Below are 24,656 nucleotides of genomic sequence, written 5' to 3'. Positions count from 1 at the left end.
GATACCTCTCTTTCTCTTAATTCATTGTTGTCATGCATGTTCAATGCATTTTTATATTCTTAATTAAGAAAAAATATTTTCTTAATTGAATCACAGTAAACTTGGAATCGTAGCAATCAAAAATCCAAAAAATAATAGAGTTAAATAATTTAACGAATAAATGAACATCCACTTAGCCCATTTATCATCGTCCTTCATATAGAATCCATAAAAACCTAAAATAACCCACCCTAAATTAAGGAGGCTCGCAAACACAATAAATGCCGTCCCGAGTGAAAAGAAATAAAACGGTAACGGTAGTAAGCAAACTGTATAAATAACGATTTGACGTTTAGTAATAGCATTACCATGAACTACTGGTAGCATCGGTATATTAACCAACCCGTACTCCTCTTTCTTGCGGATAGCTAAAGCGAGGAAGTGTGGTGTTTGCCAGATGAACATAATTAAAAATAGGACAAATGCTGCTGGGTGTAATGTAGCATCTACTGCCGCCCACCCGATTAATGGAGGTGCAGCACCTGAAAAGCTTCCGATTACCGTATTTATTGTATACCTGCGTTTTGACCACATGGTATATAAAACGACATATACAAACCAACCTATAAAGCCGAATAACGCAGCAATTGGCGTTGTTAAGTATAATAATATAATCCCAATTATGGAAAATGCAATTCCTAAGCTTAGTATTAGGGAAAGTGGGATTGTACCTGTAATAGTTGGGCGTTTTTTCGTACGTGACATATTCCAGTCAATGTCACGGTCATAATAGTTATTAAGAACACAGCCACCAGCAATAACTAGCGCTGTACCTACCATGACTAACAAAAATTCCTGCCAGTAACTTAAGGGTGCCTGGTTTGTAAAGTATAAAGCTAGCCAAAAACCAACGAAAGTCATCATTAGATTAGAATTAATAATACCAATCTTAATTAAGGCAAGGAAGTCAGTCCATACTTGTTTTAAAATCGTTTGAGGGCTATCTACAACCTTTGATGTTGTAGAAAAAGAGCGTGACTCACTCATGTTTCTCGACCTTCCTCTCGACCTTCTATATAAAGATCAGATAGATCTTATTCTTAAAAGGGTACTTAGTTTATTTATCATAATTCAATCATATTGTACCATGTAAATCCTTACACTTCTATTTAATCACATTAAATCGTTTTAGTTGTGAAAAATATGTGAAAAATATGTGAGAAATCACAATCAAACTTTAAGTTAGCATATTTCGACTAATTTTGTAACTACAAATATTAAAATTTAGTTACATTTTTCATCTCATCTTAAAATGTTATAAATTTGTAACGAATTTATTTTCCAAACTGAGCGATATATATTAAGATAGTCTAAGAAGCTTCTCAGACAAAGTGAGGTGTTCTTAGATTAAATGAGTAAATTATTTCATCCAAAAGTTACAGCAGTCATATCTGTTATGATTATGTTATTCGTGTTAGTCGGAGGAGCTCTTGTAACAAAGACCGAATCTGGACTAGGGTGTGGTCGTAGTTGGCCACTCTGTCACGGTGAGCTAATCCCTTCAAATATTACCTTTGAATTGATCATTGAGTATAGTCACCGGCTTGTTACCGGTGTCTCTATTTTGTTCATTGCTCTTTTATGTTTTCAGGCTTGGAAATATTTTAAGCATGTAAGAGAATCAAAATTTCTCATTATAACAACAATCCTATTTTTTGTGATCCAATCATTATTAGGTGCTGCAGCTGTGATATTCGAGCAATCCGATCTAATTAAAGCTTTACATTTCGGTATTTCACTGATCTCTTTTGCATCGGTATTTTTATTGGCTGTCATTATCTTTAACGTGGACAGAACATTTAATACCGCTACCGTTAAGATACCTAAAAAGCTAAGATTACACTTTTACAGCTTATTTGTCTTCACCTTGATTGTTGTGTATACCGGGGCTTTAGTTAGGCATAAACAATCAAGTCTTGTTTGTGGAGATTGGCCATTTTGTGTAAATGATCAGCCATTCAGTATTAACTCTTACACATTAGAACAAGCGATTCAGATGGGACACCGTATGTTGGCTGGTACGCTATTTATATGGGTTATTGGATTACTAATCTATATCTATAAACACTATAGGCAAGATCGTGTTCTATATATTGGTTGGTTAATCGCGTCGCTATTTATGATCAGTCAAGTTATTTTAGGAGCTCTTATTGTGATCACTGTTCTAAACAGCGCAATTTCTTTAATGCACGCAACCATGATATCTTTATTTTTTGCTTTACTTTGCTATTTCATTATGTTGTCAATAAGAGTAGCTAGAAAAGAAACTAAGCACTGATCCTAAATTGATCAGTGCTTAGTTTTTATTTATTCTAATTCAATTAATAGATCCCCGGTCTCTAGGGACTCACCATCTCTTACATAAATGCGTTTGACTTTCCCTTCAAAAGGCGCTTGAATCGTTGTCTCCATCTTCATAGATTCTGTAATCATTAAATGATCGTTTTTCTTTACAAGTTCCCCCTCTTTAACTATGACATTGACAACTGTTCCTGGCATTGAAGCTCCAATCTGATTTGGGTTATTCTCATCTACTTTGACCCTGGTTTCTGTGACATCTTGAATGCTCTCGTCACGCACAACGACTTCACGAGGTTGTCCATTCAATTCAAAGTAGACGACACGAGTACCATCCTTTTGAGCCTCACCGATGGATACTAATTTCACAATGAGGGTTTTACCTTGCTCAATTTCAACTGCAATCTCCTCACCTAAGCGTAACCCAAACAAGAAAGCAGGTGTATCTAACACAGAGATATCTCCGTATTGTTGGACAAACTTCTGATAGTCTAAATATACTTTAGGGTATAATGCATAAGAAATTATTTCATACGGAGTTACTTGGCGATCTAATTTTTCAAATAACTGTTCCTTTAACGCCTCAAAGTTTACCGGCTTCAGTTGTTCACCCGGACGTGATTCAATAGCTTGCCGACCTTTTAAAACGATCCGTTGCAGCTCCTTAGGAAAGCCTTGATACGGTTGACCAATATATCCTTGGAAAAATTCAACGACTGAATCAGGAAAATCTAAGGATTCACCCTGTTCATAGACGTCATCTACTGTTAGATTATTTTGAACCATAAAGAGTGCCATATCACCAACCACTTTGGACGACGGTGTTACTTTAACCACATCACCAAATAGATCATTAACAGTGCGATACATCTCCTTAATATCATCCCACTTGTCAGCTAATCCTACAGCTTTAGCTTGTTGTTGAAGGTTGCTATATTGTCCACCAGGCATTTCGTGAAAATAAACCTCCGTATGAGGAGCTTTCATTCCACTTTCATAGGTACTATAATACTCTCTGACATCCTCCCAGTACCTTGCTAAATCGTTATAAGCTTCAATATCTATATTAGGCTGACGATCGTGCTGTTCTAAAGCATAATACAAACTATTGGCACTAGGTTGAGACGTATTACCTGCCATTGAGCTTACTGCCACATCTACAGCATCTACTCCCGCTTCCGTTGCTCTTAAATACATGGCGACTCCATTTCCACTAGTATCATGTGTATGCAAATGAATAGGAATGCTGATTTCTTCTTTTAGAGCTGTAATTAACTGATAAGCAGCTTCCGGCTTTAATAAGCCTGCCATGTCTTTAATGCCAAGAATGTGGGCCCCCGCTTTCTCCAATTCCTTAGCCATTTCGAGATAATAGTCCAGGTCATACTTATCGCGCGTCGGATCTAAAATATCCCCCGTGTAACAAATAGAAGCTTCTGCAATCTTATTCTGATTACGAACTGCCTTAATTGCAGGTTTCATTCCTTCAATCCAATTTAAACTGTCGAATATTCTAAAGATATCGATACCAGCTTCTGCACTTGTTGCAACAAACTCTTCAATTACATTATCTGGGTAGTTTTTATAACCAACGGCATTACTCGCTCGAAGTAACATCTGGAATAACACATTAGGCATTTTTTCGCGCAAGTTTTGCAGACGTTCCCAAGGGTTTTCTCTTAAAAAACGATACGATACATCAAACGTAGCACCACCCCACATCTCAACTGAGAACAAATTAGGTAGGAGTTTGGATGTTGGCTCCGCGATTCTTATTAAGTCTTTCGTTCGTACCCTTGTTGCTAGTAATGATTGGTGTGCGTCACGGAAAGTCGTATCAGTTAACAGCACTTCTTTTTGATCCTTCATCCATTCGGCAACTGCTTCTGGTCCTTTTTCATCTAATAACTGTTTAGTGCCTCGTTGGTGGGCTATGGTTTTTGACACTTCGGGTAACCGTGGTTTAGGGAAGATTGGCTTTTTATCAACCCCAGTTTGGACTGGACTATTAACCGTTGTATATCCTAAAAACGATAAGAGTTTAGTCCCTCGATCCTTTCTCTTAGAGAATACGAACAACTCCGGCGTGGAGTCTATAAACGTTGTATCGTATGTTCCATTAATAAACTTTTTGTGTTGAATAACATTTTCTAAAAATGGGATATTCGTTTTAATTCCTCGAATTCTAAACTCCTTTAAGTTACGAACCATCTTCTTAGCTGCTTGATTAAAAGTTAAAGCCCATGTTGACACTTTAACAAGTAATGAATCATAGTGAGGTGAAATTACAGCACCTTGAAAACCATTTCCTGCATCTAAGCGAACACCGAAGCCACCACCTGTCCGGTAAGCCATAATCTTACCCGTGTCGGGCATAAAGTTATTAAGTGGATCTTCAGTTGTGACTCGTGATTGAATAGCATAGCCATGTGTTGTGATTTTACTTTGTTCTGGTATGCCAATAACATCATCATGTAAGTGATGCCCCATCGCAATTCTCAGTTGAGACTGAACAATATCAACACCTGTAATCATCTCAGTAATCGTATGTTCCACTTGAACTCGTGGATTGACTTCAATAAAGTAAAATTCGTTATCTGTCACTAAAAATTCTACCGTTCCAGCATTAATATAATCGACAGACTCCATCAATTTCACAGCAGCTTGACAGATTTCATCACGCTGTTGATCAGCTAAAGATATACTTGGTGCAATTTCAACAACCTTTTGGTGGCGTCTTTGAATGGAACAGTCACGCTCGTATAAATGAACGATGTTGCCAGCTAAATCCCCTAAAATTTGAACCTCTATATGTTTTGGATTCTCGACCAACTTCTCAACATATACTTCATCACTACCAAATGCTGCTTTAGCCTCTGATTTTGCACGTTCGTATGATTCCTTTAATGAGTTTTGCGAACGGACAATCCTCATCCCTCGTCCACCCCCACCTAGGGCAGCCTTAATCATAATAGGTAAACCGTGTTGCTCAACAAACGATTCAACTTCCTCAATCGACGCAACAGGTCCATCTGTCCCGGGGATCACTGGAATCTTCGCTTTAATAGCTTGTTCACGTGCCTTTACTTTATCACCAAATGTATTTAGCATATCACTAGAAGGACCAATAAAGGTGATGCCTTCTTCCTCGCAGCGCTTAGCAAACGTAATATTTTCGGAAAGGAAGCCGTAACCAGGATGAATCGCATCAGCTCCAACCTCTTTAGCAATTTCAATAATCCCTTCAATATCTAAATAAGCTTCAATCGGCTTTTTTCCTTCTCCGATTAAATAGGATTCATCTGCTTTATACCGATGATATGAACCTGTATCTTCTTCAGAATAGATCGCTACTGTTCGAATGCCCATTTCCGTACAAGCCCTAAAAACTCGAATGGCAATTTCACCTCGGTTAGCGACCAAAACCTTATTAAATGGTTTAATTTCACTCATGTTGACCCTCCATATAGTCAGTCTTTTTTTACTATACCCACTTGCATTAATTTCTACATTCTTTGCGATATTCCTTTATCATTGAATAAATATTCATAAAAATCAGACTATAAAATGTTAAAATAAAACCCAAACTATATTTAGTTTGAGTTCCTTTAAGATTTATAATATTTGTCATGAACCAACACTATGAAGACTGTTGTGCCTGAGCTGCCTCATGAAGGGCACTTAATTCTCGCTCTAAATTTTCCATAATTTCCTTACCAGTCGATTCATGGATAAGTTTTAGCCTAACAGCAAAATTTATTTCACGAGAAAGTCCAAACATTTGTGTATCTAGAACCTCTTCATAAAGAGGGCACTGAGGCATAGTTAAGTTGTCCATCTGCACCTTAATCAGTTGCAAAATTTTATCCGCATCTGCCTTTAAGAGGGCTAGTGCTTGTTCATTTTCTTCAAGCGCTGTATGAGATGACACTTCGATTCCCCCTCACCTATTAATCCTACCTATTTTATTATACTATAACCTAAGGCAGCAAAATGCAAGAAAAATAGGTGTTTTTAGAACATTGACCAATGTTTTTCCTGAGCCATCTTCTCCAAAAAGTGAATGCCGACAACACTATTTCCTTTCTCATCCAATGCAGGGCCAAAAACAGCGATACCACCCTTATTCCTTAGCACACCAACAATAGCGCCAGAAACGCCACTTTTGGCTGGAATCCCGACATTTATAGCGAATGTTCCTGATGCATTATACATTCCACAAGTCACCATGAACGTTTTACAAATTCGAGCCACATGTGATGGGACTAATGGGTTATTTGTTTCTGGATCACGCCCATCATTAGCAAATACAGCACCTATTCTGGCTAATTGCTTAACGGTCATGGTTATCGCACATTGTTTAGTATAAACATCTAACAACTCTTCAACACTTCCTGTGACAATACCATTTTGTTTCATAAAATAAGCCAAAGAACGGTTAAGAAAAGCCGTTTCAAATTCTGATTTAGCTACTTCTTCATCATAAGTGATGGATTCATCATTAGCCAACATTCTAACTAATTTAAGGATTTCATGAACCATCTCTTCTGAATCGCGTCCACGAATCATATTTGTAACTGCAAGTGCACCTGCATTAATCATGGGATTAGAAGGTTTAGCCGGTTCTTCTACTTCAAGTGTACCAATAGAATAAAACGGATCACTCGTAGGCTCTTTATCCACCCGATTAAACACAGCCGATTCCCCATGTTGCACTAATGCTAATGCTAACGTAATCACTTTTGAAATACTTTGAATCGTAAAGGTATACTCTGACTGCCCTGCGTATAATACCTCACCATCAATCGGATAATAAGCTACTGCATTAATTTCAGGCTGCTGATTTGCAAGAGCTGGAATATAATCAGCTACATCCCCATTATTCGCATAAATTCGTACATGTTCTAGCCAATATTCCAAATCCTTCTGTGAAATTTCTGTCATCCTAATCACTCCTTAGTGCATAATCGGTAATTTTTCGATATAATCTTACTAGCAGACTTAACTAACGTATCATATGTTGTCTGTGATTCATATTAGTTAATCTTCCTAGAAAGAGGTGTACTTATGATTGTACAAATTGATGGAAATGTTGGATTCCCAATTACATTAGATCCAACAGTTTGGATATTTGATGATCGCAAAATTGAACTTCAAGAAGCTTTTCAAAAATCTGATCAAGACCAAAGTGGTAATGATCAACAGGAAGTATGGACTCGTGATGAGTATCAGCAAAAGTTACGACCACCTGTTAATAAAAGTTTGACTCGATATGAGCGTACAAAAGTATTGGAAAACAGTTATGTAATGCCAATTCATCATTTTCTTAAGAATGCTGAACCCAATCAAAATGCGACTGAAGCCATTTTACATACAACTGATGGTGAACAAACCATTACTTTTGAACAATTAGAGAATGCATACTTATTATTTGCATTAGATGGAAAACCATTAAAAGAAGATGGACCCGTTCATGTTATTTTCCAAGATGGATCTAATCAACAAGATCCTTTTACAGGTGTTAATAAAATATCCATTAAATAATTAACCTATATTTACTATTCATAAAAACTCCTTTTAACCTACAAAATAAGGTAAAAAGGAGTTTTTCGTTTATGGGATACAAACATTTTAACATCATGATGGTTGTGATTTTATTCTTAGCTGGTTGTATGTCACAACAAGGTCAAGGTCAAAATCCAAACCGACCTCTTGACGATGAGATTGATGAAAATCACATTATCCAAGTTCGCGATTCTGAGATCGAACAAAATCGTGACCATACTAATGGTGAAGCTGCCGAGCGCCTAGCTGAAATTGCTGCCAATGTACAAGGGGTAGAAGATGCAACTGCTCTCGTCTTCGGCGCTTACACAGTTGTTGGTGTAGATGTATCTGGTGAACTAGAACGTTCAAGAGTAGGTACAGTTAAATACTCGGTAGCTGAAGCCATAAAAGACGATCCTTATGGACATTATGCATTTGTGATTGCTGATGGTGATGTAACTGACCGGATTAATGAGATTAATCGAGGTATCCAGCAAGGACAAGGAACTCACTCAGTTATAAATGAGATTGCCAACCTAGTTGGCCGTTATATACCAGAGACCCCACCAACAGAACGCCAAGAGGGTCCTGAATACGAAGAGCGTTTCGATGATGACCAACCAGATGATACACCACAACAAACTGAATACAACTAAAAGTAACTCCCATGCCCATTAGGCGTGGGAGTTTATTAGTGACCGTTACGTTTTTACCTCATTATAATATTGGACTCCAAATTGAGATCCCTCAGACACCATATTAGCATTTTCGAGGTGATCGACCTCAGGCATACCTGCTTGCTCGATTGGAAACTCTGACTCTTCATTAGACCTTTGAGATAAGCCTAAATATTTTTTGACACGTTCTCTTCGATCATCATCCATCAAAACGTATGATATCAAGCCTGTCCCAATTGCAGTAATAGAAGAGATGATATATTTCTTTTTCACCATAATCCCTCCATTTCAATCTATTTATTGATCATTTCCCTATACTTAATTTTTTCAAACCTCAAAGCATAGATCGATTAAACATGATACAATAGAGAAAATGGTCAAATGGACGAGCAGTAAATGAGGTGAAATACATGAGAGTAAAATGCGTTTTATGTGATCAAACAGACCAGGTAGAATCGTTCTCTTTACTGGCTAAGCAATTAAGAAAAAGACGGAAATTATCCTACTTATGTGATGCGTGTCACGATCGAATCGCGAACAAAACCAACGAACGAAAGAAAAGCTCAGAGTTTAAATTATATGAACCAGAAAAAGAAGACGATTATATTAAATAAAGCCAGCTGATCGGATCAGCTGGCTTTTATATTCAATCTATTCATCCCGTTCATCTCGTTCCCGGTGCAGTCTGAAGCGATAAATCCCCAATACCAAGGCAATGACAATCAATACTTCAACAATCGGTAATGAAAATATCGCAAATATAATTAGGATAAAACAACCTAAAATCAATAATATGTATACAATTAGTGATTTAAGTATTGGTAACTGCTTAGCAAAACCTAATTTATAAGTCACAATAGCAAGAATCGCAATCGTTAAAAATAATAACCAGAAGCCTAATTCGCCACCTACATCAATAAAGAAATATCTTTCTACCGGCGAAAAACGAAAGTGCTGATCCGCAGCTTGGATTGATTCCGTGTCCATCTATTTAAATCCCCCTCTTCTCGACATTCCTACCCTTAATCATACTAAATTAAATTTTACCATGCTATAAAAAAATTAATGTTTTCAAATTTTGTCACATCATGTACACTTAGACTATTGAGGTGAAGAGAGATGAAACATGAAATAAAAATGCTTTTATTAGCGATACTCGTAGTAGCCAGTTTTGTAGCTGCTGCAATTGCGATTAGCTACAGGAGCTATGGACTATTGATCCTTTTCCTATTTTTAGGTTTTGGGATGATGGGCTATGGGTTAAGATTAAAACGACTGTACCAACAGGATGCAAATTAACAAAAAGGATAACTCGGCAGAGCGAGTTGTCCTTTTATTTTTCGATAATATAAGTTAGTAATTCTTGATGAATCGCTTGATTGGCACAAACAACTGTATTACCACTCAACATGCCTATCTCTGAACCATCCACTCTAGTTGTCACTCCACCCACTTCACTTACAATGATCATCCCAGCAGCAATGTCCCAGGGCGATAGCCTCATGGTAATATAAGCATCAAGGGTTCCATCGGCAATATAAGCAAATTCTAATGAAGCAGATCCATACGAACGTGTACCTTTAACATTCCGAGATAACTCCTGCATCTTCTTTTCATCTAAACGGCGATTAGGTATAACCCATGTATTATTTAACCCGATCATCGATTCTTCAAGCGTTTTTTGTGGGTCAATAGGATCTAATTGTGTCCCGTTTTTATAAGCCCCTTGATGACGGACCCCTTCATACAAATCATCAGCCATGACATCATATATAAAACCAACTTCACCAACGCCATCGATATAAATCCCGATAGAAATGGCAAAGAACCTCTGTTGATGAACAAAATTTAAAGTCCCATCAATCGGATCGATAATCCAAACCGTCCCATCTAATGATGTAACCTCTTCTCCCATCCCTTCTTCACCAAGAACTTTGTGGTCAGGGTATTTTTCACTAATTTTATCAATGAAAAATTGCTCAGAGCGTCGATCGACTTCGGTAACTAAGTCTTTTCTATCTTTTTTAGTATCAACCGCAAAAGGCTGATTCATGGACTCTTTGATTAACTCACCCGCTTCTAAGATCCATTCCTTTGCATCATTTCGTAACTGTTGAATTATTTCTTGACTCATCTTTTCAAGAACTCCTTTTCAGATCGAATGTCATTCTGCTATGTTTATCATTAAGTATATCATGACAAGATATGCTAAAATATTCATAAACCTTATAAGAAAATAATCCACTTAATGTTAGAGCTTAATCGTAAAATACTATTATAATAAAGGATGGGTATATAAAATGCAATTTAACGGCTTTAATCAACATGATTTTGAAACCTTTCAAATCGAAGGTCTTGACGAAAGAATGACTGTAATCCAAGAGAGAATTCAACCAAAATTCCAAGCAATTGGTGACGTGATTGCTGCTGACTTAGCAGCCATGATTGGAAATGAGATGTTTTTACATATTGCCAAACACGCAAGACGAACGGTCAATCCACCTTCTGATACTTGGTCAGCCTATTGCCATGACAAACGAGGATATAAGAAACACCCACACTTTCAAATCGGTCTATGGGACGACCACCTGTTTCTATGGCTAGCATATATTTATGAAATGCCGAATAAAAACACGATTGGTAACCAATTTTTACAAAACTCAGATGTCATTACATCTAATGTTCCAACTGATTACGTGATATCGCTTGACCACACTAAAAAGGATGCCCAAACGTTAGAGGAAATAGACCTTACTAAAGCCCTCGAACGGTTTACGAACGTCAAAAAAGGTGAATTCCTAATCGGTCGCCACATAAGTAAAGACGATCCGATATTAACAGATGGCGACGCTTTACTAACAGAAATCCGAACAACCTTCGAAACCTTATTACCTATCTACAAATTATCAATGAAATGAAACAGTTGACACTTTGCCCTATATCATAAACGACACCCCAGTTAGAGAACTAAGTAAAAAAAAGTTCTTAACTGGGGTTGTATGTTTTACATCATTTTATTGTATTCGCTGATTCAGAAGTCTCAGAGGACATCTCCACATGTTAGTATCAGATTTCAGCAACTATTTTTCCAACCTTTTATTTTGAAATGAATTGCTTTTATGGATTCTGAAATTAAAAACGTAACCAAGACGATTAACATCACCATCAATCCGACATTAAACATAAAAGGAGTTTTGGTTACTCACCTCTAGTCGTAACCTTAAGACAATGAGACCAAACTTCCCTCATCAGACTCTTTAGCTCGTTTCACAACTTGGTATGGGACATAACCTGACTGTTTTTCAAAATCTTTAAACAGAGACTTTTCCTCATTTTTAGCCGGGATGACGCGTTTAAAGGCATGGTATGCATCTAACACGTCATCTCTTGCCACTTCATTTTCATACGCTTGTTCAACTATATGGAAGAAATGAATGACGTCCATCACTTCTTCTGTTGACCAATCTGGATCAATTGGATAATGGTAATTCATACTGTCACCTCTTAAAATTTACTCCATTTATCTTTAATTTCTTCTACATCTTGAAGGATTTGCTGAAATAACGTCTGGACAGTTGGGATCTCATCAATACGCATCGATACTTGTCCAGCCCAGGCAAACCCTTCTTCTTGATTGCCTTCATAAATATATTTTTTATTAGCTTCCCCACTAATGTAATCTTTCAATCCTTCATAACCAACTTCTTTTTCTTCTAATTGTAAAATTTCATCCGTCCAATTATTTTTTAGCGCTCGAGCAGGTTGACCAAGGGATCGTTTGATTAGGACGGTTGCTTTTTCATCAGCTTCAAGTAATGCTTGCTTATAAGATTCATGAGCATGAACGCATTCTTTAGTTGCAATAAACCTTGTGCCCATTTCAATACCTTCAGCACCAAGCGCTAAAGCAGCCATCAAGCCTCTTCCATCACTTATTCCACCAGAGGCAACAACAGGAATATCAACCGCATCAACAACTTCTGGTGTTAAGACAAAGGTACCAATATCATCGCGACCTAAATGACCTCCACCTTCATGACCTACCACCATGACAGCATCTGCTCCTAACTCCGCAGCTTTAACGGCCTGACGCTTAGCAGCCACTAACACTAATACCTTAATCGGTGTATCTTTAACCATATCAATTACCGGCTTAGGATTACCTCCAGTTACCGAAATGGCTGGAACTTTTTCATCGATCGCCACCTGAACCATCGATTCAAACGGACGTCTTTGTTGTCCAATTGCGAAATTCACACCATAAGGGCGATCAGTCATTTGTTTAACTTTATGTATTTCCTCGCGTAATGCATCTTCATTCGGTAGGCTCATCGCCGTAATTTGCCCTAAGCCACCAGCATTTGAAACCGCTGCTGCCAGATCAGCATACGCCAAGTGAGCTAAGCCTCCTTGAATAATAGGCAATTCAATACCAAGTAGCTCGGTTATCCTTGTTTTCAATGCCATTGTTTACCAGCCTCCCAATCATTTCTTTCTATATCTTACCATGTTTTAAATGAGGATTAAAAGTTCGTGAATTCTGACTAAAATTTAACGAATTGATTATGGTCGTTAAACGAATTCAAACATAAAAACCCAACTATCGATAATCTTCGATAGTTGGGCATTTAACTATAACCTTTATTTTTTCTTATTCTTACATTGACACCGGCTACTATATAACACTGTTACCTTTTCATCCTCAAAATAGTCAATCACGCGCTGGCAGCTAGAACAAACAATCGTACCCACCCGTATCGCCCCTTCCAAAAGAAAATATTAAGTGTGTTATACTTTATTATATTATGTCATACTATTTTGTGCAATATGTGATACTAATTTAATTATGTATAAACAGTATATTATTTTAATGCTTATTTATGTCACTCTATATCACAAAAAAACCGAGCTTATTTCAGCTCGGTTTTCTAGTTAATCTTTATGTGGATTCAGAATTAATTCCGGGTCTAGCATTTCATAGCCTTTATCACGTAGACCTTCAACGATATCTTCCAATGCCTCATTTGTCCACTCACGATCGTGCATTAGTAGATTCGCTCCACTTGATAACAAATCAGTATTTACCATAATATCAGTAAGTTCTTCTTTTTCCATGTAACCTTCCATAAAATCATAACCATAAGACCAGTTCATTAATAACATACCTTCATCTGCTATTAAATCTCTAGCATAATCAGTATTTAAACCATGTGGTGCTCTAAAATATTCTGGCTTCTCTCCAGTCACCTCTTCAATTAACTCGTTTAGGCTTATGATCTCTTCATATTGCTCTTCTTCTGAAAGGTCTTTTAAGCTCTTGTGACCGTATGTGTGGTTTCCAATCGGAAAGCCCATGTCATGAATTTGTTTAACAATATCCTGACTCTCTTCGTCCTCCATGAAAATTCCATTCACAAAAAAGATTGCTGATGCATCTAGTTCATTAAGATTTTCTGCCATCTCTAATGCGTTTCCATCAGGAGCATCGTCAATTGTAAGTAAAACAACATCCGATTCAGCGTCATCAATCGGTGTCAATGACCAATGTTCAGTTAATTCATATTGTGATTCTTGTGGTTCATTTTGTTTGTCTGTTGTTTGTTCATCTTCATTTTGCTCTTCTTCAGAGTCTTGGGAATCTTCTTCGTTGGTTTCCTCTGATTCATCTTGTTCCTCATCTGTTTCTTGATCTTCTGATTGTTCTACTTCTTCCCCAGTTTGTGACTCTTCATCAGTATCTGGTTCATCATTGCTACAAGCAGCTAGTACAAGCATCATTGCTAGCAATAATACGAATAAATACCTCATCATCTAAGTTGATCCTCCCTTTTGCGTCCTAATAATTTAATTATATAACAATATGTAGTTGTTTGAATATAATATTTGTCGTTTTTTATTATAAATTGTTACAGTTTTTAAATAATTTTTTTAAGAAAACTGGTGTGGGGTTCCACGACCGTCGGATGAGACGGCTGAGCGTCGGACAAAGCTTCATGACCGTCGGATGAGAGGACTGAGCGTCGGACAATGCTCCGCAACGGTCGGACGAGCATGTTGAGCGCCGGACAAAGCCCCACGACCGTCGGATGAGACGGCCTAAAAGTCGGACAAGCACCACTGACAGTCGGACGAGCAAGATAAGCGCTAGATTATCAGCACCGTCACAGGAGGCAAAATTTGATTTCATAATATATAACCAATAAAAAACGGTAAAGATGAAGTTCATCTTTACCGTTTTTTCCATACTCATTATTTTGCAATGTGTATTGGCATACCGATTGCAACTTCTGCTGCTTCCATGACTGTTTCACCTAGAGTTGGGTGAGCGTGAATAGTAAGAGCTAAGTCTTCGGCTGTCATACCAGCTTCAACAGCTAGACCTAATTCAGCAATTATATCACTTGCATTTGGACCTGCAACTTGAGCACCGATCACTAAACCGTCAGACTTACGTGTAACAAGTTTCACGAAACCATCTGAGTCATTTAGAGATAGTGCACGTCCGTTAGCTGCGAATGGGAATTTAGAAGCTTCAACCTCATATCCAGCCTCTTTTGCACTTTCTTCAGTATGACCCACGCTTGCAAGCTCTGGATCACTGAAGACTACTGCAGGAATACCAAGATAATCGATCTCTGATTTTTCGCCACTAATAGCTTCAGCAGCAATCTTACCTTCATAGGATGCTTTGTGTGCAAGTGGTGGTCCTTCAACGATGTCACCAATTGCATAAATGTTATCTAAGTTAGTGCGACATTGTTTATCAATCTTAACTAGACCTCTATCATCCATTTCAAGACCAATTTCTTCAAGGCCAATCTCATCAGTGTTTGGACGACGCCCAACAGTTACTAATAGGTAGTCAGCTTCAACTGTTTTCTCTTCACCTTTATGTTCATAAGTAACTTTCACACCGTTATCAGTTTCCTCGACACCTTGTGCCATAGCTTGTGTGACTACATCAACGCCTTTTTTCTTCAGACGCTTTTTAACAAGCTGAGTCATTTGTTTTTCGAAACCACCTAGAATGTCTTTTTCACCTTCTAGGATCGTCACTTCAGTACCAAAGCTTGCGTAAGCACCACCAAGCTCTGTACCGATGTAACCTCCACCGATCACGACCATTTTCTCAGGAATTTCATCTAATTCAAGAGCACCTGTAGAATCAAGAACACGCTTAGAGTAAGGGAATGGTTTTAACTCAATCGGACGAGAACCAGTGGCAATAATACAGTTTTTAAACTTATATGTTTGTGACTGTTTATCGTCCATAATTTTTGCTGTATTTTGGTCGACAAAGTAAACTTCACCTTTAACGATGTCCGCTTTATTAGCTTTTAATAAACCTTCAACACCGCCAGTTAACTTATTAACGACTTGTCCTTTCCATTCTTGAACTTTTGAAAAGTCAACAGACACTTTTTCAGCTACAATTCCCATATCTTCTGAACCACTTGCATGCTCATAACGGTGACCTGCCGAAATTAAGGCTTTTGAAGGAACACAACCTACGTTTAAGCATACGCCACCTAAATTACCTTTATCTACGATTGTTACCTTTTGGCCCATTTGCGCTGCACGAATCGCAGCTACATATCCACCTGGGCCTGCTCCTACGACTAACGTATCTACCTCTACCGGGAAATCTCCTACTACCATAAATTACGCCTCCATCATAATTAGTTGTGGGTCATTTAGTAAACGTTTAACATGATTCATTGCATGCTGAGCTGTTGCGCCATCAATCATACGATGGTCAAAGCTTAATGAGATCGCAAGAACTGGTGCAACTACAACCTCACCATCACGTGCAACAGGCTGTTCACTAATACGACCAATGCCTAAAATAGCCACTTCTGGATGGTTAATAACTGGAGTAAACCATTTACCACCAGCAGAACCAATATTGGTAATTGAACTTGATGCACCTTTCATTTCTTCTGAAGATAGTTTACCATCACGTGCCTTTGTTGCCAACTCGTTAACTTCTGCAGAAATGTCAAAGATTGATTTGCGGTCAGCATCTTTTACAACTGGTACTAAAAGACCCTTTTCAGTATCTGCTGCAATACCAATATTGTAGTAATGCTTTTGAATAATTTCTTCTGTATCATCATCGAAAGAAGTATTTAGGACTGGGAACTTCTTAAGCGCAGAAACTAACGCCTTAACGACATATGGTAAGTATGTTAGCTTAATATCCTGTTCTGCTGCAACTTCTTTAAACTTCTTACGATGAGCAACTAGTGCACTCACATCAACTTCATCCATTAATGTCACGTGAGGTGCAGTATGTTTAGAGTTAACCATCGCTTTCGCAATAGCTTTTCGGATTCCACTGATTTTCTCACGCGTTTCTGGATATTGTCCTTCTAAGACTGGTACTTGAGCCGGTGTTTCAGTTCCAGCCTCAGGTGTTGCCTCAGTTGTATCCTGAGTTGTATCAGCTTTAGGCTGATCACCGCTTAAGAATTGGTCAATATCACCCTTAAGTACTCGGCCGTTCTTTCCTGAACCTTGAACTTGACGGATGTCGACATCATTATCCCTTGCATATTTACGTACAGATGGCATAGCAATCACGCGCTGATTCTCATCAACTTTTGTTTCATTGCCACCAACTTTTTCTTCTGATGCTACTTTCTCTTCCTGTTTCTGATCTGTAGCAGGCTCTTCAGGTTCCGCTTCTGGCTCAGAAGAATCATCGCCACCTTCTGATTCATAGCCTTCAGCTTCAATCGTTACAATTGTATCACCAACAACTGCAACATCACCTTCATTAACTAAAACTTCTTTAACGGTACCTTCAACTGGGGAAGGGATTTCAACAACTGCTTTATCATTTTGGACTTCACATAAAACATCATCTTCTTGAATCTCATCGCCAGCTTTAATGAACCATTTAACAATTTCACCTTCATGTATACCTTCACCAATATCAGGTAACTTAAATTCAAAGGCCACGTTAATTCCCTCCTGTTCTAAGCGTTCTTAAAAGTTAATCGATTGCTTTGCTTTTTCCACGATATCCTTATGGTTTGGTAACCATACTTCTTCTGCTTCTGAAAACGGATAAACCGTATCTGGAGCTGCAACACGTAAGACAGGTGCTTCTAAATGAAGAATTGCACGTTCTTGAATTTCTGTCACGATATTCGCTGCGACACCTGCTTGTTTTTGTGCTTCTTGGATCACAACTGCACGGTTTGTCTTCTTAACCGATTCGATAATAGTATCAATATCAATAGGAGCAACAGTACGTAAGTCAATAACCTCAGCTTCAATACCTTCTTCTTTAAGTTCATCTGCAGCTTTTAACGCTGAGTGAACCATCGCACCATAAGTGACAAAAGTAATATCACTACCTTCACGCTTAACATTAGCTTTACCAAGTTCTACTGTATATTCTTCCTCAGGAACTTCTTCTCTAAAGGAACGATATAATTTCATATGTTCTAAGAAGATTACCGGATCATTATCACGGATTGATTGAATTAATAATCCTTTGGCATCATAAGGGTTTGACGGAATGACAACTTTTAAACCTGGTTGTTGTGCCATTAATCCTTCTAAACTATCTGCGTGTAATTCTGGTGTGTGTACTCCACCACCAAATGGTGATCTAATCGTAATCGGTGCATGCCATCTACCACCAGAACGATAACGCATACGAGCCGCCTGTCCACTGACTGCATCCATTGCTTCATATACGAAGCCGAAGAACTGTATTTCAGGTACCGGACGTAAACCTTGTGTTGACATACCAACAGCTAAACCAATAATGCCTGATTCAGCTAATGGTGTATCAAATACGCGCTCTTCCCCAAACTCTTCTTGCAAGCCTTCTGTTGCACGGAAGACCCCGCCGTTTTGACCAACGTCTTCACCGAACACAAGGACATTTTCATCATTTTTTAATTCTGTCTGTAGCGCATTTGTAATCGCTTGAATCATTGTCATTTGTGCCATGGTTTACTTCGACTCCTTTTCTTTGTATTCTTCCATTTGTTCTTGTAGGTTAGATGGAAGTTCCTCATAAGTAATGGAGATTAAGTCCGTTACTTTTTGTTTTTCTTGTTGGTCTGCTTTCTTAATCGCTGCTTTTATTTCTTCTTTGGCTGTTTCGATCACTTCATTTTCTTTCTCTTCGGACCATAAGCCTTTACCTTCTAAGTATTTACGGAAGCGCACAAGTGGATCTTTTTTCTCCCACTCATCATCCATATCATCTGTACGATAACGAGTTGGATCGTCACCGGCCATAGTATGAGGACCATAACGATAAGTCATCGTTTCGATAAGTGTTGGCCCTTCACCATTAACTGCACGTTCACGGGCTTGTTTAACAACTGCATAAACTGCTAATACATCCATTCCATCTACTAAATACCCTGGAATTCCTACAGCTGCTGCTTTTTGTGCTACTGTCTTAGCAGCTGACTGCTTTTCTACTGGAACAGAAATCGCAAACTGGTTGTTTTGAACGACAAATACAGCAGGTGCTTGATAAGCTCCAGCAAAGTTCATACCTTCATAGAAGTCACCTTGTGATGCACCACCATCACCAGTATAAGTTAGGGCTATATTAGCCTTACCTTTGCGTTTAAAACCTAAAGCAACACCAGCAGCCTGCGTAATTTGCGCACCGATAATAATCTGTGGGCTTAACGCATTCATATCCTCAGGCATTTGGTTACCATGGAAATGACCACGCGAGAATAAAAATGCTTGATATAGTGGTAAGCCATGAAAAATTAATTGAGGGACATCACGATAAGCAGGAAGTAAAAAGTCCTCTTTCTCCATCGCAAAATGACTTCCTAACTGAGAAGCCTCCTGTCCTGCTGTCGGCGCATAGAAACCTAGGCGACCTTGACGATTTAGTGCAATTGAACGCTGATCCAATACACGAGTATAAACCATACGACGCATTAACTCGACTAGGTCCTCATCAGATAAATCCGGCATAGCATCTTCATTAACGATTTTACCGTTTTCATCTAAGATTTGAATCATTTCAAATTTCTCTTCGATACCTTCAAGTGGATTGTTAAAACTCACTCTCGTCACCTCTTCCTTCCTAACAAAAATATTTGCTAATTATTAGTTTACCAATTCTTTTCAGTACTAATCCTACCTTTTATAGTATGTACCCATTTTTATTCGGTCTTAACCATGTAAACTGTTACACGTTTTAGACGCTAGTGACTAGTACACCCTTCACCTAACTTGTAGTTTATCCTATCAATATATTGTTCGTCAAACAGTTTATCACCAATGTTTTCACAGCAGTGATTCCTACTAAAAGGTTTATAGCATCACACAATCTGTTATAGTTAAATTATATTTCTGTGTTATAACAGAATAACGCCTTCATGACTACAAATAAAAAAGTGCACACCTTGTCAGTATGCACTGTATTAAAACACGTAATCTTAATTATTCGACAAATTCAACTTCAAGTTCAGCAGCTTCATAAAATTGACGCTTCAAATCATTAAATTCATTTGTATATTCATTAAAGGTTTCTTGAGCAGCAGAAATTTCATCATAACTTTCATTAACTAACTCAACTTGCTCATCTAGTGTTTCCTTTTCCAAGTCCTCATCTTTTAACATATTATATAACTCCTCATCACGATCAAGTGATGTTTGATAGGATTCGTATAATTCAACAAATGCTTGGTATCGATCTTCTTTGGTTGAAATCATATCATTAGCCACTTCCCCAGCTGATTCGTTTAAATCATCTAAGTAGCCTTCAATTTCATCAAACTCTTCCTTAGCAGCATCAATGCTATCCATTTCAACTTCCATTAACTGTCTGCGTTCTTCAACAATGGATAGTGCTTGATCAGCAGTTTCTTCAATTTCATCTAATTCATCCATGTTGACTTCAATCATCTCAAGGTAAAGATCATTTTCTTGCTGTTCTAGCTCAACTAATTCTGATTGCGCTTCATGAAATTCACTCTCTAATTCAACAGAAGCCTCTAAGTGTTCATACATACTTTCTGCAGCTTGATTGTGAGGATCCGTACAAGCAGCTAACATCATGATCGTCAATCCAATCACTAAAGTGAGCATCCATTTCTTCATCGTTCAATCCCTCTTTCTATAGCTTCGTCTCTGATTCCTAAAAAACAGTATAACATATCTTACTTCACAAAAATATTAGTCTTTTATTATGATTATCAAAAAGTTATGATAAAATTATTCAAGAAAGATGAAACTTCTGATTGTACATAGGTTTGTTGAAAGGATGAAACACATGATAACCATGAAAGATATTGTTCGTGAAGGACATGACGTACTAAGACAAAAGGCCGAAGAAGTATCCTTACCACCTACAAGTGAAGAAAAAGAAATGCTAAATGATATGCTTCAATTTATAAAAATTAGTCAGGATGATGAATTAGCTGAAAAATATGATTTACGTCCTGGTGTCGGCTTAGCAGCTCCACAAATTGGAGTTTCAAAACGCATGATGGCTGTTCATTTTGTCGATTTTCATGGCAAAGAGTACAGTTATGGCTTGTTCAATCCAAAAATTGTTAGCCATTCCGTTGAACAATCCTACTTACCAGGAGGCGAAGGCTGTTTAAGTGTGGATCGGGACGTACCAGGCATTGTTCCACGCCACGCACGAGTGACTGTAAAGGCAACAACATTAGAAGGTGAAGAGATCAAGGTCAGACTAAAAGGGTATGCTGCTATTGTTTTTCAACATGAAATTGACCATTTAAATGGCGTTATGTTTTATGATCATATTAATCAGGATGATCCTTTAACGCCACCAGAAGGCGCCATATCAGCAGAAGAGATCTAAAAATTAGGAAAACAAAAGTGCTGAATTAAAACTTCAGCACTTTTTTTGTATTAAATATTTTATTTGTGGCTACTTAGAGTATATAATAAAGGTAAGAAGTGGATAATATAAAAAAGTAAGTGACCAACATTAGATTTAGTTCGATTTAAAGTAAAACGTGTTCTATATCATACGTAAAGGAGTTGTATGATATAATGTTAAAACGTTTAAAAGATAAGATAAAAAACCGAATGAAAAAATTACTTAAATCAAAACAAGGTTTAAACGCCTAATTTAATGGTGTGTATATAATGCATTCATGCATTTAATATAGCTATACGGATAGGAAGGGACGCTAAAACATCAAAGTAAGGAGAGAAAATAATGATTTTTAAAGTATTATATCAAGATGAAATAACAGAAGCTCCCGTTCGTGAAGAAACAAAAGCGATGTACATCGAAGCAGACAGTAAACGCGAAGTCCGTAAAAAGCTAGCTGACCGTAACTACAATATTGAGCATGTCCTCGAGTTAAGTGAGTCGCACTTAGCTTATGAACAACAATCCGAAGATTTTAAAGTGGAGAAGATCTAACCTAATGAAATTCGTAAAAAATGATCAAGTCGCAATATTTGCATTAGGTGGTCTTGGTGAAATTGGTAAAAATACGTATGGCATTCAATTTCAAGACGAAATTATCTTAATTGATGCAGGTATTAAATTCCCTGAAGATGAGCTTCTCGGAATTGATTATGTCATTCCTGACTATACGTATTTAATCCAAAATCAAGACAAAATCAAAGGATTGTTTATCACACACGGACACGAAGACCACATCGGTGGAATTCCATATTTGTTACGAGAAATTAATGTGCCAATTTACGGTGGCAAGCTAGCAATCGGATTGCTTCGTAATAAACTTGAGGAGCATGGTTTATTACGTGGCGCAAACTTGAATGAAATCCAAGAAGATGACCTTATTAAATTCCGAAAAACGTCTGTGACATTTTTCCGTACGACACACAGTATTCCAGATTCATTCGGAATTGTTGTAAAAACACCACCAGGAAACATCGTCCATACAGGAGATTTCAAATTTGATTTTACTCCTGTTGGTGAACCAGCCAACTTAACTAAAATGGCTGAAATTGGTGCAGAAGGTGTCCTATGCTTATTATCTGATAGTACAAACAGTGAAGTACCTGGTTTTACGTTATCTGAAAGTGTTGTGGGCAAAAGTATTCAAGATATTTTCGACCATGTTGAAGGTCGTATTATCTTCGCAACCTTTGCATCAAACATTTATCGATTGCAGCAAGTAGTAGAATCTGCAGTAAAAAATGGTCGTAAAATCGCCGTGTTTGGACGAAGCATGGAAAATGCGATTAAAATTGGTCAAGACCTTGGATATATTCGTGCACCAAAAGAAACATTCATTGAAGCTAATCAAATTAATAAATTACCAAGTGATGAAATCTGTATTTTATGTACAGGCTCTCAAGGTGAATCTTTAGCAGCATTATCAAGAATAGCTAATGGAACTCACCGTCATATCCAGATACAGCCAGATGATACGGTTGTATTCTCATCATCACCTATTCCAGGTAATACAATTAGCATCAACCGAAATATCAACAAATTATATCGAGCAGGTGCCAAGGTCATCCACGGTTCTTTAAATGATATTCATACGTCAGGTCACGGTGGCCAAGAAGAGCAGAAATTAATGCTTAGATTGATGAAGCCAAAATACTTCATGCCGATCCACGGTGAATATCGCATGCTTGCTGAGCATATTAACTTAGCAGAAGATTGTGGAGTTGACCGAAACAATAGCTTTATCATGGATAATGGTGATGTGTTAGCTATTGGTAAGAATAAAGTCAATATAGCCGGTAAAATTCCATCTGGAAATGTTTATGTCGACGGAAGTGGAATTGGAGATATCGGAAATATCGTATTAAGAGACCGACGCATTTTATCTGAAGAAGGCTTAGTCATTGTGGTCGTCAGTATCGATATGAAAGAATTTAAAATTGCGTCCGGGCCTGACATTATCTCAAGAGGGTTTGTCTACATGCGCGAATCAGAAGATCTAATCAAAGATGCGCAAAAACTAGTATCAAACCATCTAGAGAAGGTCATGGAGCGTAAAACGACACAATGGTCTGAAATTAAAAATGAAATTACAGATACGATTCAGCCATTCTTATATGATAAGACTAAACGTCGTCCAATGATTTTACCGATTATTATGGAAGTTTAATTTTTCGTCCAACCTATCCAAATAGCGAAAATACGGAGTTGCCCTAACAGTCATTAGACGTTTGGGGCAACTTTTTTATAATCACAAAATATAAAAACCAATTGAGGTGTTTGACACTCCCAATTGGTTTAACAAAGCCATTATAATTAATGTATAGTATGGTAAAGATTTATTAATCTTCAATGACCAGATCTTTTTCAAAACGATGAATATCTTTATCAGAACCAATGACAATTAATATATCTTCACCATGAATAACATCATCAGCCATTGGTGATACGTTAATATCCTTACCTCTTTTAATCGCGACAATGTTACAGCCATAACGAGCACGAATATCCAAATCAACAAGCGTTTTTCCATCCATCTTATCGCCTGCTTTAACTTCCACGACACTATGCTCATCAGACAGCTCTAAGTAATCTAGAATGTTGCTAGAAATAATACTATGGGCAATACGCTTTCCCATATCCCTCTCAGGGTGAACGACCTCATCTGCACCAATTTTATTTAACACTTTCTCATGATAATCGTTCTGAGCCTTCACCGTAATTTTATCTATTCCTAATTCTTTTAAGATTAAAGTTGTTAGTATACTAGCATGAACATTATCGCCAATAGCCACAATGACATGGTCAATATTTCTAAAGCCTAAATCTTTTAACGCTAATTCATCAGTCGAATCAGCAATTACCGCATGAGAAGCAATTTCCTTAAACTCATTAACCTTTTCCTCATCTTGATCTAGAGCAAGAACTTCCATGCCTTCTCGACTTAATTCTTTACATATACTACCGCCAAATCGGCCTAAGCCTATTACTGCATATAATCGTTTTTTCATCTGTCTTCCTCCTATTTGGCCTATCTGCGAATAGCATACCATATTATAATTAGCTTGTGTGCAAAATATACCAAGTATTCATCTTTATTTATCAAGGGTGTTTTGACCGTCACCACGCTTGGTTCGCCCCTCAGAACACTATTCAGGCCGTCAGGAGTCTCCAGCAGGCTATTTAATCAA

Annotated in this window: 26 protein-coding genes; 9 read left to right on the top strand and 17 right to left on the bottom strand. The window is 37.7% G+C overall.

What is annotated here, in order from left to right; all coding sequences use genetic code 11:
- Window positions 1–90 precede the first annotated feature (90 nt).
- The gene (gene cyoE / locus HWQ49_RS00810; protein WP_188205672.1) at window positions 91–1,026 is read right to left on the bottom strand and encodes a heme o synthase; all 936 of its coding nucleotides are present in this window, start codon (window positions 1,024–1,026) and stop codon (window positions 91–93) included.
- Between the two features lie 364 nt (window positions 1,027–1,390).
- On the opposite strand from cyoE, the gene HWQ49_RS00805 reads away from it, so the two are divergent.
- Window positions 1,391–2,317, top strand: coding sequence for a COX15/CtaA family protein (locus HWQ49_RS00805; RefSeq protein WP_188205671.1), 927 nt, complete (start codon window positions 1,391–1,393; stop codon window positions 2,315–2,317).
- Between the two features lie 29 nt (window positions 2,318–2,346).
- On the opposite strand, the gene pyc is transcribed toward HWQ49_RS00805, so the two are convergent.
- The 3 genes from pyc to glsA form a co-directional block, all read right to left on the bottom strand.
- Window positions 2,347–5,790, bottom strand: a complete 3,444-nt coding sequence (gene pyc, locus HWQ49_RS00800; protein ID WP_188205670.1) for a pyruvate carboxylase — start codon at window positions 5,788–5,790, stop codon at window positions 2,347–2,349.
- 187 nt (window positions 5,791–5,977) lie between these two features.
- Entirely contained in the window at window positions 5,978–6,268 is a 291-nt protein-coding gene (locus tag HWQ49_RS00795) for a DUF1507 family protein (RefSeq protein ID WP_188205669.1), read from the bottom strand.
- Between the two features lie 83 nt (window positions 6,269–6,351).
- Entirely contained in the window at window positions 6,352–7,281 is a 930-nt protein-coding gene (glsA, locus tag HWQ49_RS00790) for a glutaminase A (protein ID WP_188205668.1), read from the bottom strand.
- A 123-nt stretch (window positions 7,282–7,404) separates the two neighbouring features.
- Here glsA and HWQ49_RS00785 point away from each other — a divergent pair, with 123 nt between their 5' ends.
- Entirely contained in the window at window positions 7,405–7,881 is a 477-nt protein-coding gene (locus tag HWQ49_RS00785; protein WP_188205667.1) for a molybdopterin-binding protein, read from the top strand.
- A gap of 71 nt (window positions 7,882–7,952) precedes the next feature.
- Window positions 7,953–8,540 carry a YhcN/YlaJ family sporulation lipoprotein gene (locus HWQ49_RS00780; protein ID WP_188205666.1) on the top strand — a complete coding sequence of 196 codons (588 nt, stop codon included), beginning with the start codon at window positions 7,953–7,955 and terminating at the stop codon, window positions 8,538–8,540.
- A gap of 45 nt (window positions 8,541–8,585) precedes the next feature.
- Here HWQ49_RS00780 and HWQ49_RS00775 read toward each other — a convergent pair whose 3' ends face one another.
- On the bottom strand, window positions 8,586–8,834 hold the full coding sequence (locus tag HWQ49_RS00775; RefSeq protein WP_188205665.1) for a hypothetical protein: 249 nt from the start codon (window positions 8,832–8,834) through the stop codon (window positions 8,586–8,588).
- Window positions 8,835–8,971: 137 nt separating this feature from the next.
- On the opposite strand from HWQ49_RS00775, the gene HWQ49_RS00770 reads away from it, so the two are divergent.
- Complete coding sequence (locus HWQ49_RS00770) at window positions 8,972–9,175, top strand: YlaI family protein (protein ID WP_188205664.1); 204 nt, start codon at window positions 8,972–8,974, stop codon at window positions 9,173–9,175.
- A 37-nt stretch (window positions 9,176–9,212) separates the two neighbouring features.
- On the opposite strand, the gene HWQ49_RS00765 is transcribed toward HWQ49_RS00770, so the two are convergent.
- Window positions 9,213–9,548 (bottom strand): YlaH-like family protein, encoded by a 336-nt coding sequence (locus HWQ49_RS00765; RefSeq protein WP_188205663.1) that lies wholly within the window; start codon window positions 9,546–9,548, stop codon window positions 9,213–9,215.
- Between the two features lie 132 nt (window positions 9,549–9,680).
- Between HWQ49_RS00765 and HWQ49_RS00760 the strand changes: the two genes are divergently transcribed.
- The gene (locus HWQ49_RS00760; RefSeq protein ID WP_188205662.1) at window positions 9,681–9,860 is read left to right on the top strand and encodes a DUF5325 family protein; all 180 of its coding nucleotides are present in this window, start codon (window positions 9,681–9,683) and stop codon (window positions 9,858–9,860) included.
- Between the two features lie 34 nt (window positions 9,861–9,894).
- Here HWQ49_RS00760 and HWQ49_RS00755 read toward each other — a convergent pair whose 3' ends face one another.
- Window positions 9,895–10,695 (bottom strand): inositol monophosphatase family protein, encoded by an 801-nt coding sequence (locus HWQ49_RS00755; RefSeq protein WP_188205661.1) that lies wholly within the window; start codon window positions 10,693–10,695, stop codon window positions 9,895–9,897.
- Window positions 10,696–10,861: 166 nt separating this feature from the next.
- Here HWQ49_RS00755 and HWQ49_RS00750 point away from each other — a divergent pair, with 166 nt between their 5' ends.
- Complete coding sequence (locus HWQ49_RS00750) at window positions 10,862–11,479, top strand: YktB family protein (protein ID WP_188205660.1); 618 nt, start codon at window positions 10,862–10,864, stop codon at window positions 11,477–11,479.
- A 302-nt stretch (window positions 11,480–11,781) separates the two neighbouring features.
- On the opposite strand, the gene HWQ49_RS00745 is transcribed toward HWQ49_RS00750, so the two are convergent.
- From HWQ49_RS00745 to HWQ49_RS00705, 9 genes are all read right to left on the bottom strand, one after another.
- Complete coding sequence (locus HWQ49_RS00745) at window positions 11,782–12,054, bottom strand: UPF0223 family protein (protein WP_188205659.1); 273 nt, start codon at window positions 12,052–12,054, stop codon at window positions 11,782–11,784.
- A gap of 11 nt (window positions 12,055–12,065) precedes the next feature.
- Window positions 12,066–13,028 (bottom strand): NAD(P)H-dependent flavin oxidoreductase, encoded by a 963-nt coding sequence (locus HWQ49_RS00740; RefSeq protein WP_188205658.1) that lies wholly within the window; start codon window positions 13,026–13,028, stop codon window positions 12,066–12,068.
- A 174-nt stretch (window positions 13,029–13,202) separates the two neighbouring features.
- Window positions 13,203–13,313 (bottom strand): GapA-binding peptide SR1P, encoded by a 111-nt coding sequence (locus HWQ49_RS00735; RefSeq protein ID WP_188205657.1) that lies wholly within the window; start codon window positions 13,311–13,313, stop codon window positions 13,203–13,205.
- Window positions 13,314–13,493: 180 nt separating this feature from the next.
- Entirely contained in the window at window positions 13,494–14,372 is an 879-nt protein-coding gene (locus tag HWQ49_RS00730) for a polysaccharide deacetylase family protein (RefSeq protein ID WP_317450887.1), read from the bottom strand.
- A 438-nt stretch (window positions 14,373–14,810) separates the two neighbouring features.
- The gene (gene lpdA / locus HWQ49_RS00725) at window positions 14,811–16,220 is read right to left on the bottom strand and encodes a dihydrolipoyl dehydrogenase (protein ID WP_188205656.1); all 1,410 of its coding nucleotides are present in this window, start codon (window positions 16,218–16,220) and stop codon (window positions 14,811–14,813) included.
- A 3-nt stretch (window positions 16,221–16,223) separates the two neighbouring features.
- Window positions 16,224–17,525, bottom strand: a complete 1,302-nt coding sequence (locus tag HWQ49_RS00720) for a dihydrolipoamide acetyltransferase family protein (RefSeq protein ID WP_188205655.1) — start codon at window positions 17,523–17,525, stop codon at window positions 16,224–16,226.
- 27 nt (window positions 17,526–17,552) lie between these two features.
- The gene (locus tag HWQ49_RS00715; protein WP_188205654.1) at window positions 17,553–18,530 is read right to left on the bottom strand and encodes an alpha-ketoacid dehydrogenase subunit beta; all 978 of its coding nucleotides are present in this window, start codon (window positions 18,528–18,530) and stop codon (window positions 17,553–17,555) included.
- A gap of 3 nt (window positions 18,531–18,533) precedes the next feature.
- A complete protein-coding gene (gene pdhA / locus HWQ49_RS00710; protein WP_188206491.1) occupies window positions 18,534–19,577 on the bottom strand; it encodes a pyruvate dehydrogenase (acetyl-transferring) E1 component subunit alpha in 1,044 nt (347 codons plus the stop codon).
- Between the two features lie 423 nt (window positions 19,578–20,000).
- A complete protein-coding gene (locus tag HWQ49_RS00705; protein ID WP_188205653.1) occupies window positions 20,001–20,660 on the bottom strand; it encodes a YkyA family protein in 660 nt (219 codons plus the stop codon).
- A 172-nt stretch (window positions 20,661–20,832) separates the two neighbouring features.
- On the opposite strand from HWQ49_RS00705, the gene def reads away from it, so the two are divergent.
- The 3 genes from def to rnjA all read left to right on the top strand — a co-directional run bounded on the left by def (window position 20,833) and on the right by rnjA (window position 23,635).
- Complete coding sequence (def, locus tag HWQ49_RS00700; RefSeq protein WP_188205652.1) at window positions 20,833–21,390, top strand: peptide deformylase; 558 nt, start codon at window positions 20,833–20,835, stop codon at window positions 21,388–21,390.
- 363 nt (window positions 21,391–21,753) lie between these two features.
- Window positions 21,754–21,963 carry a DNA-dependent RNA polymerase subunit epsilon gene (locus HWQ49_RS00695; protein WP_188205651.1) on the top strand — a complete coding sequence of 70 codons (210 nt, stop codon included), beginning with the start codon at window positions 21,754–21,756 and terminating at the stop codon, window positions 21,961–21,963.
- A 4-nt stretch (window positions 21,964–21,967) separates the two neighbouring features.
- Window positions 21,968–23,635 (top strand): ribonuclease J1, encoded by a 1,668-nt coding sequence (gene rnjA / locus HWQ49_RS00690; RefSeq protein WP_188205650.1) that lies wholly within the window; start codon window positions 21,968–21,970, stop codon window positions 23,633–23,635.
- Between the two features lie 172 nt (window positions 23,636–23,807).
- On the opposite strand, the gene HWQ49_RS00685 is transcribed toward rnjA, so the two are convergent.
- Window positions 23,808–24,476 (bottom strand): potassium channel family protein, encoded by a 669-nt coding sequence (locus HWQ49_RS00685; protein WP_188205649.1) that lies wholly within the window; start codon window positions 24,474–24,476, stop codon window positions 23,808–23,810.
- Between the last annotated feature and the right edge of the window lie 180 nt (window positions 24,477–24,656).

Source organism: Alkalibacillus aidingensis (genome assembly GCF_014595945.1).
Classification (GTDB): domain Bacteria; phylum Bacillota; class Bacilli; order Bacillales; family Alkalibacillaceae; genus Alkalibacillus; species Alkalibacillus aidingensis.
This window is presented reverse-complemented; position numbering and strand designations above follow the sequence as displayed.

What these genes read in the sequence shown, in the direction of transcription:
- pyc (WP_188205670.1), bottom strand. Translation starts at nt 5,790, where the DNA reads ATGAGTGAAATTAAACCATTTAATAAGGTTTTGGTCGCTAACCGAGGT.
- HWQ49_RS00780 (WP_188205666.1), top strand. Translation starts at nt 7,953, where the DNA reads ATGGGATACAAACATTTTAACATCATGATGGTTGTGATTTTATTCTTA.
- HWQ49_RS00760 (WP_188205662.1), top strand. Translation starts at nt 9,681, where the DNA reads ATGAAACATGAAATAAAAATGCTTTTATTAGCGATACTCGTAGTAGCC.
- HWQ49_RS00805 (WP_188205671.1), top strand. Translation starts at nt 1,391, where the DNA reads ATGAGTAAATTATTTCATCCAAAAGTTACAGCAGTCATATCTGTTATG.
- HWQ49_RS00770 (WP_188205664.1), top strand. Translation starts at nt 8,972, where the DNA reads ATGAGAGTAAAATGCGTTTTATGTGATCAAACAGACCAGGTAGAATCG.
- HWQ49_RS00715 (WP_188205654.1), bottom strand. Translation starts at nt 18,530, where the DNA reads ATGGCACAAATGACAATGATTCAAGCGATTACAAATGCGCTACAGACA.
- HWQ49_RS00750 (WP_188205660.1), top strand. Translation starts at nt 10,862, where the DNA reads ATGCAATTTAACGGCTTTAATCAACATGATTTTGAAACCTTTCAAATC.
- HWQ49_RS00695 (WP_188205651.1), top strand. Translation starts at nt 21,754, where the DNA reads ATGATTTTTAAAGTATTATATCAAGATGAAATAACAGAAGCTCCCGTT.
- rnjA (WP_188205650.1), top strand. Translation starts at nt 21,968, where the DNA reads ATGAAATTCGTAAAAAATGATCAAGTCGCAATATTTGCATTAGGTGGT.
- HWQ49_RS00785 (WP_188205667.1), top strand. Translation starts at nt 7,405, where the DNA reads ATGATTGTACAAATTGATGGAAATGTTGGATTCCCAATTACATTAGAT.
- HWQ49_RS00745 (WP_188205659.1), bottom strand. Translation starts at nt 12,054, where the DNA reads ATGAATTACCATTATCCAATTGATCCAGATTGGTCAACAGAAGAAGTG.
- lpdA (WP_188205656.1), bottom strand. Translation starts at nt 16,220, where the DNA reads ATGGTAGTAGGAGATTTCCCGGTAGAGGTAGATACGTTAGTCGTAGGA.
- def (WP_188205652.1), top strand. Translation starts at nt 20,833, where the DNA reads ATGATAACCATGAAAGATATTGTTCGTGAAGGACATGACGTACTAAGA.
- cyoE (WP_188205672.1), bottom strand. Translation starts at nt 1,026, where the DNA reads ATGAGTGAGTCACGCTCTTTTTCTACAACATCAAAGGTTGTAGATAGC.
- pdhA (WP_188206491.1), bottom strand. Translation starts at nt 19,577, where the DNA reads ATGATTCAAATCTTAGATGAAAACGGTAAAATCGTTAATGAAGATGCT.
- HWQ49_RS00705 (WP_188205653.1), bottom strand. Translation starts at nt 20,660, where the DNA reads ATGAAGAAATGGATGCTCACTTTAGTGATTGGATTGACGATCATGATG.
- HWQ49_RS00685 (WP_188205649.1), bottom strand. Translation starts at nt 24,476, where the DNA reads ATGAAAAAACGATTATATGCAGTAATAGGCTTAGGCCGATTTGGCGGT.
- HWQ49_RS00730 (WP_317450887.1), bottom strand. Translation starts at nt 14,372, where the DNA reads ATGATGAGGTATTTATTCGTATTATTGCTAGCAATGATGCTTGTACTA.
- HWQ49_RS00740 (WP_188205658.1), bottom strand. Translation starts at nt 13,028, where the DNA reads ATGGCATTGAAAACAAGGATAACCGAGCTACTTGGTATTGAATTGCCT.
- glsA (WP_188205668.1), bottom strand. Translation starts at nt 7,281, where the DNA reads ATGACAGAAATTTCACAGAAGGATTTGGAATATTGGCTAGAACATGTA.
- HWQ49_RS00765 (WP_188205663.1), bottom strand. Translation starts at nt 9,548, where the DNA reads ATGGACACGGAATCAATCCAAGCTGCGGATCAGCACTTTCGTTTTTCG.
- HWQ49_RS00755 (WP_188205661.1), bottom strand. Translation starts at nt 10,695, where the DNA reads ATGAGTCAAGAAATAATTCAACAGTTACGAAATGATGCAAAGGAATGG.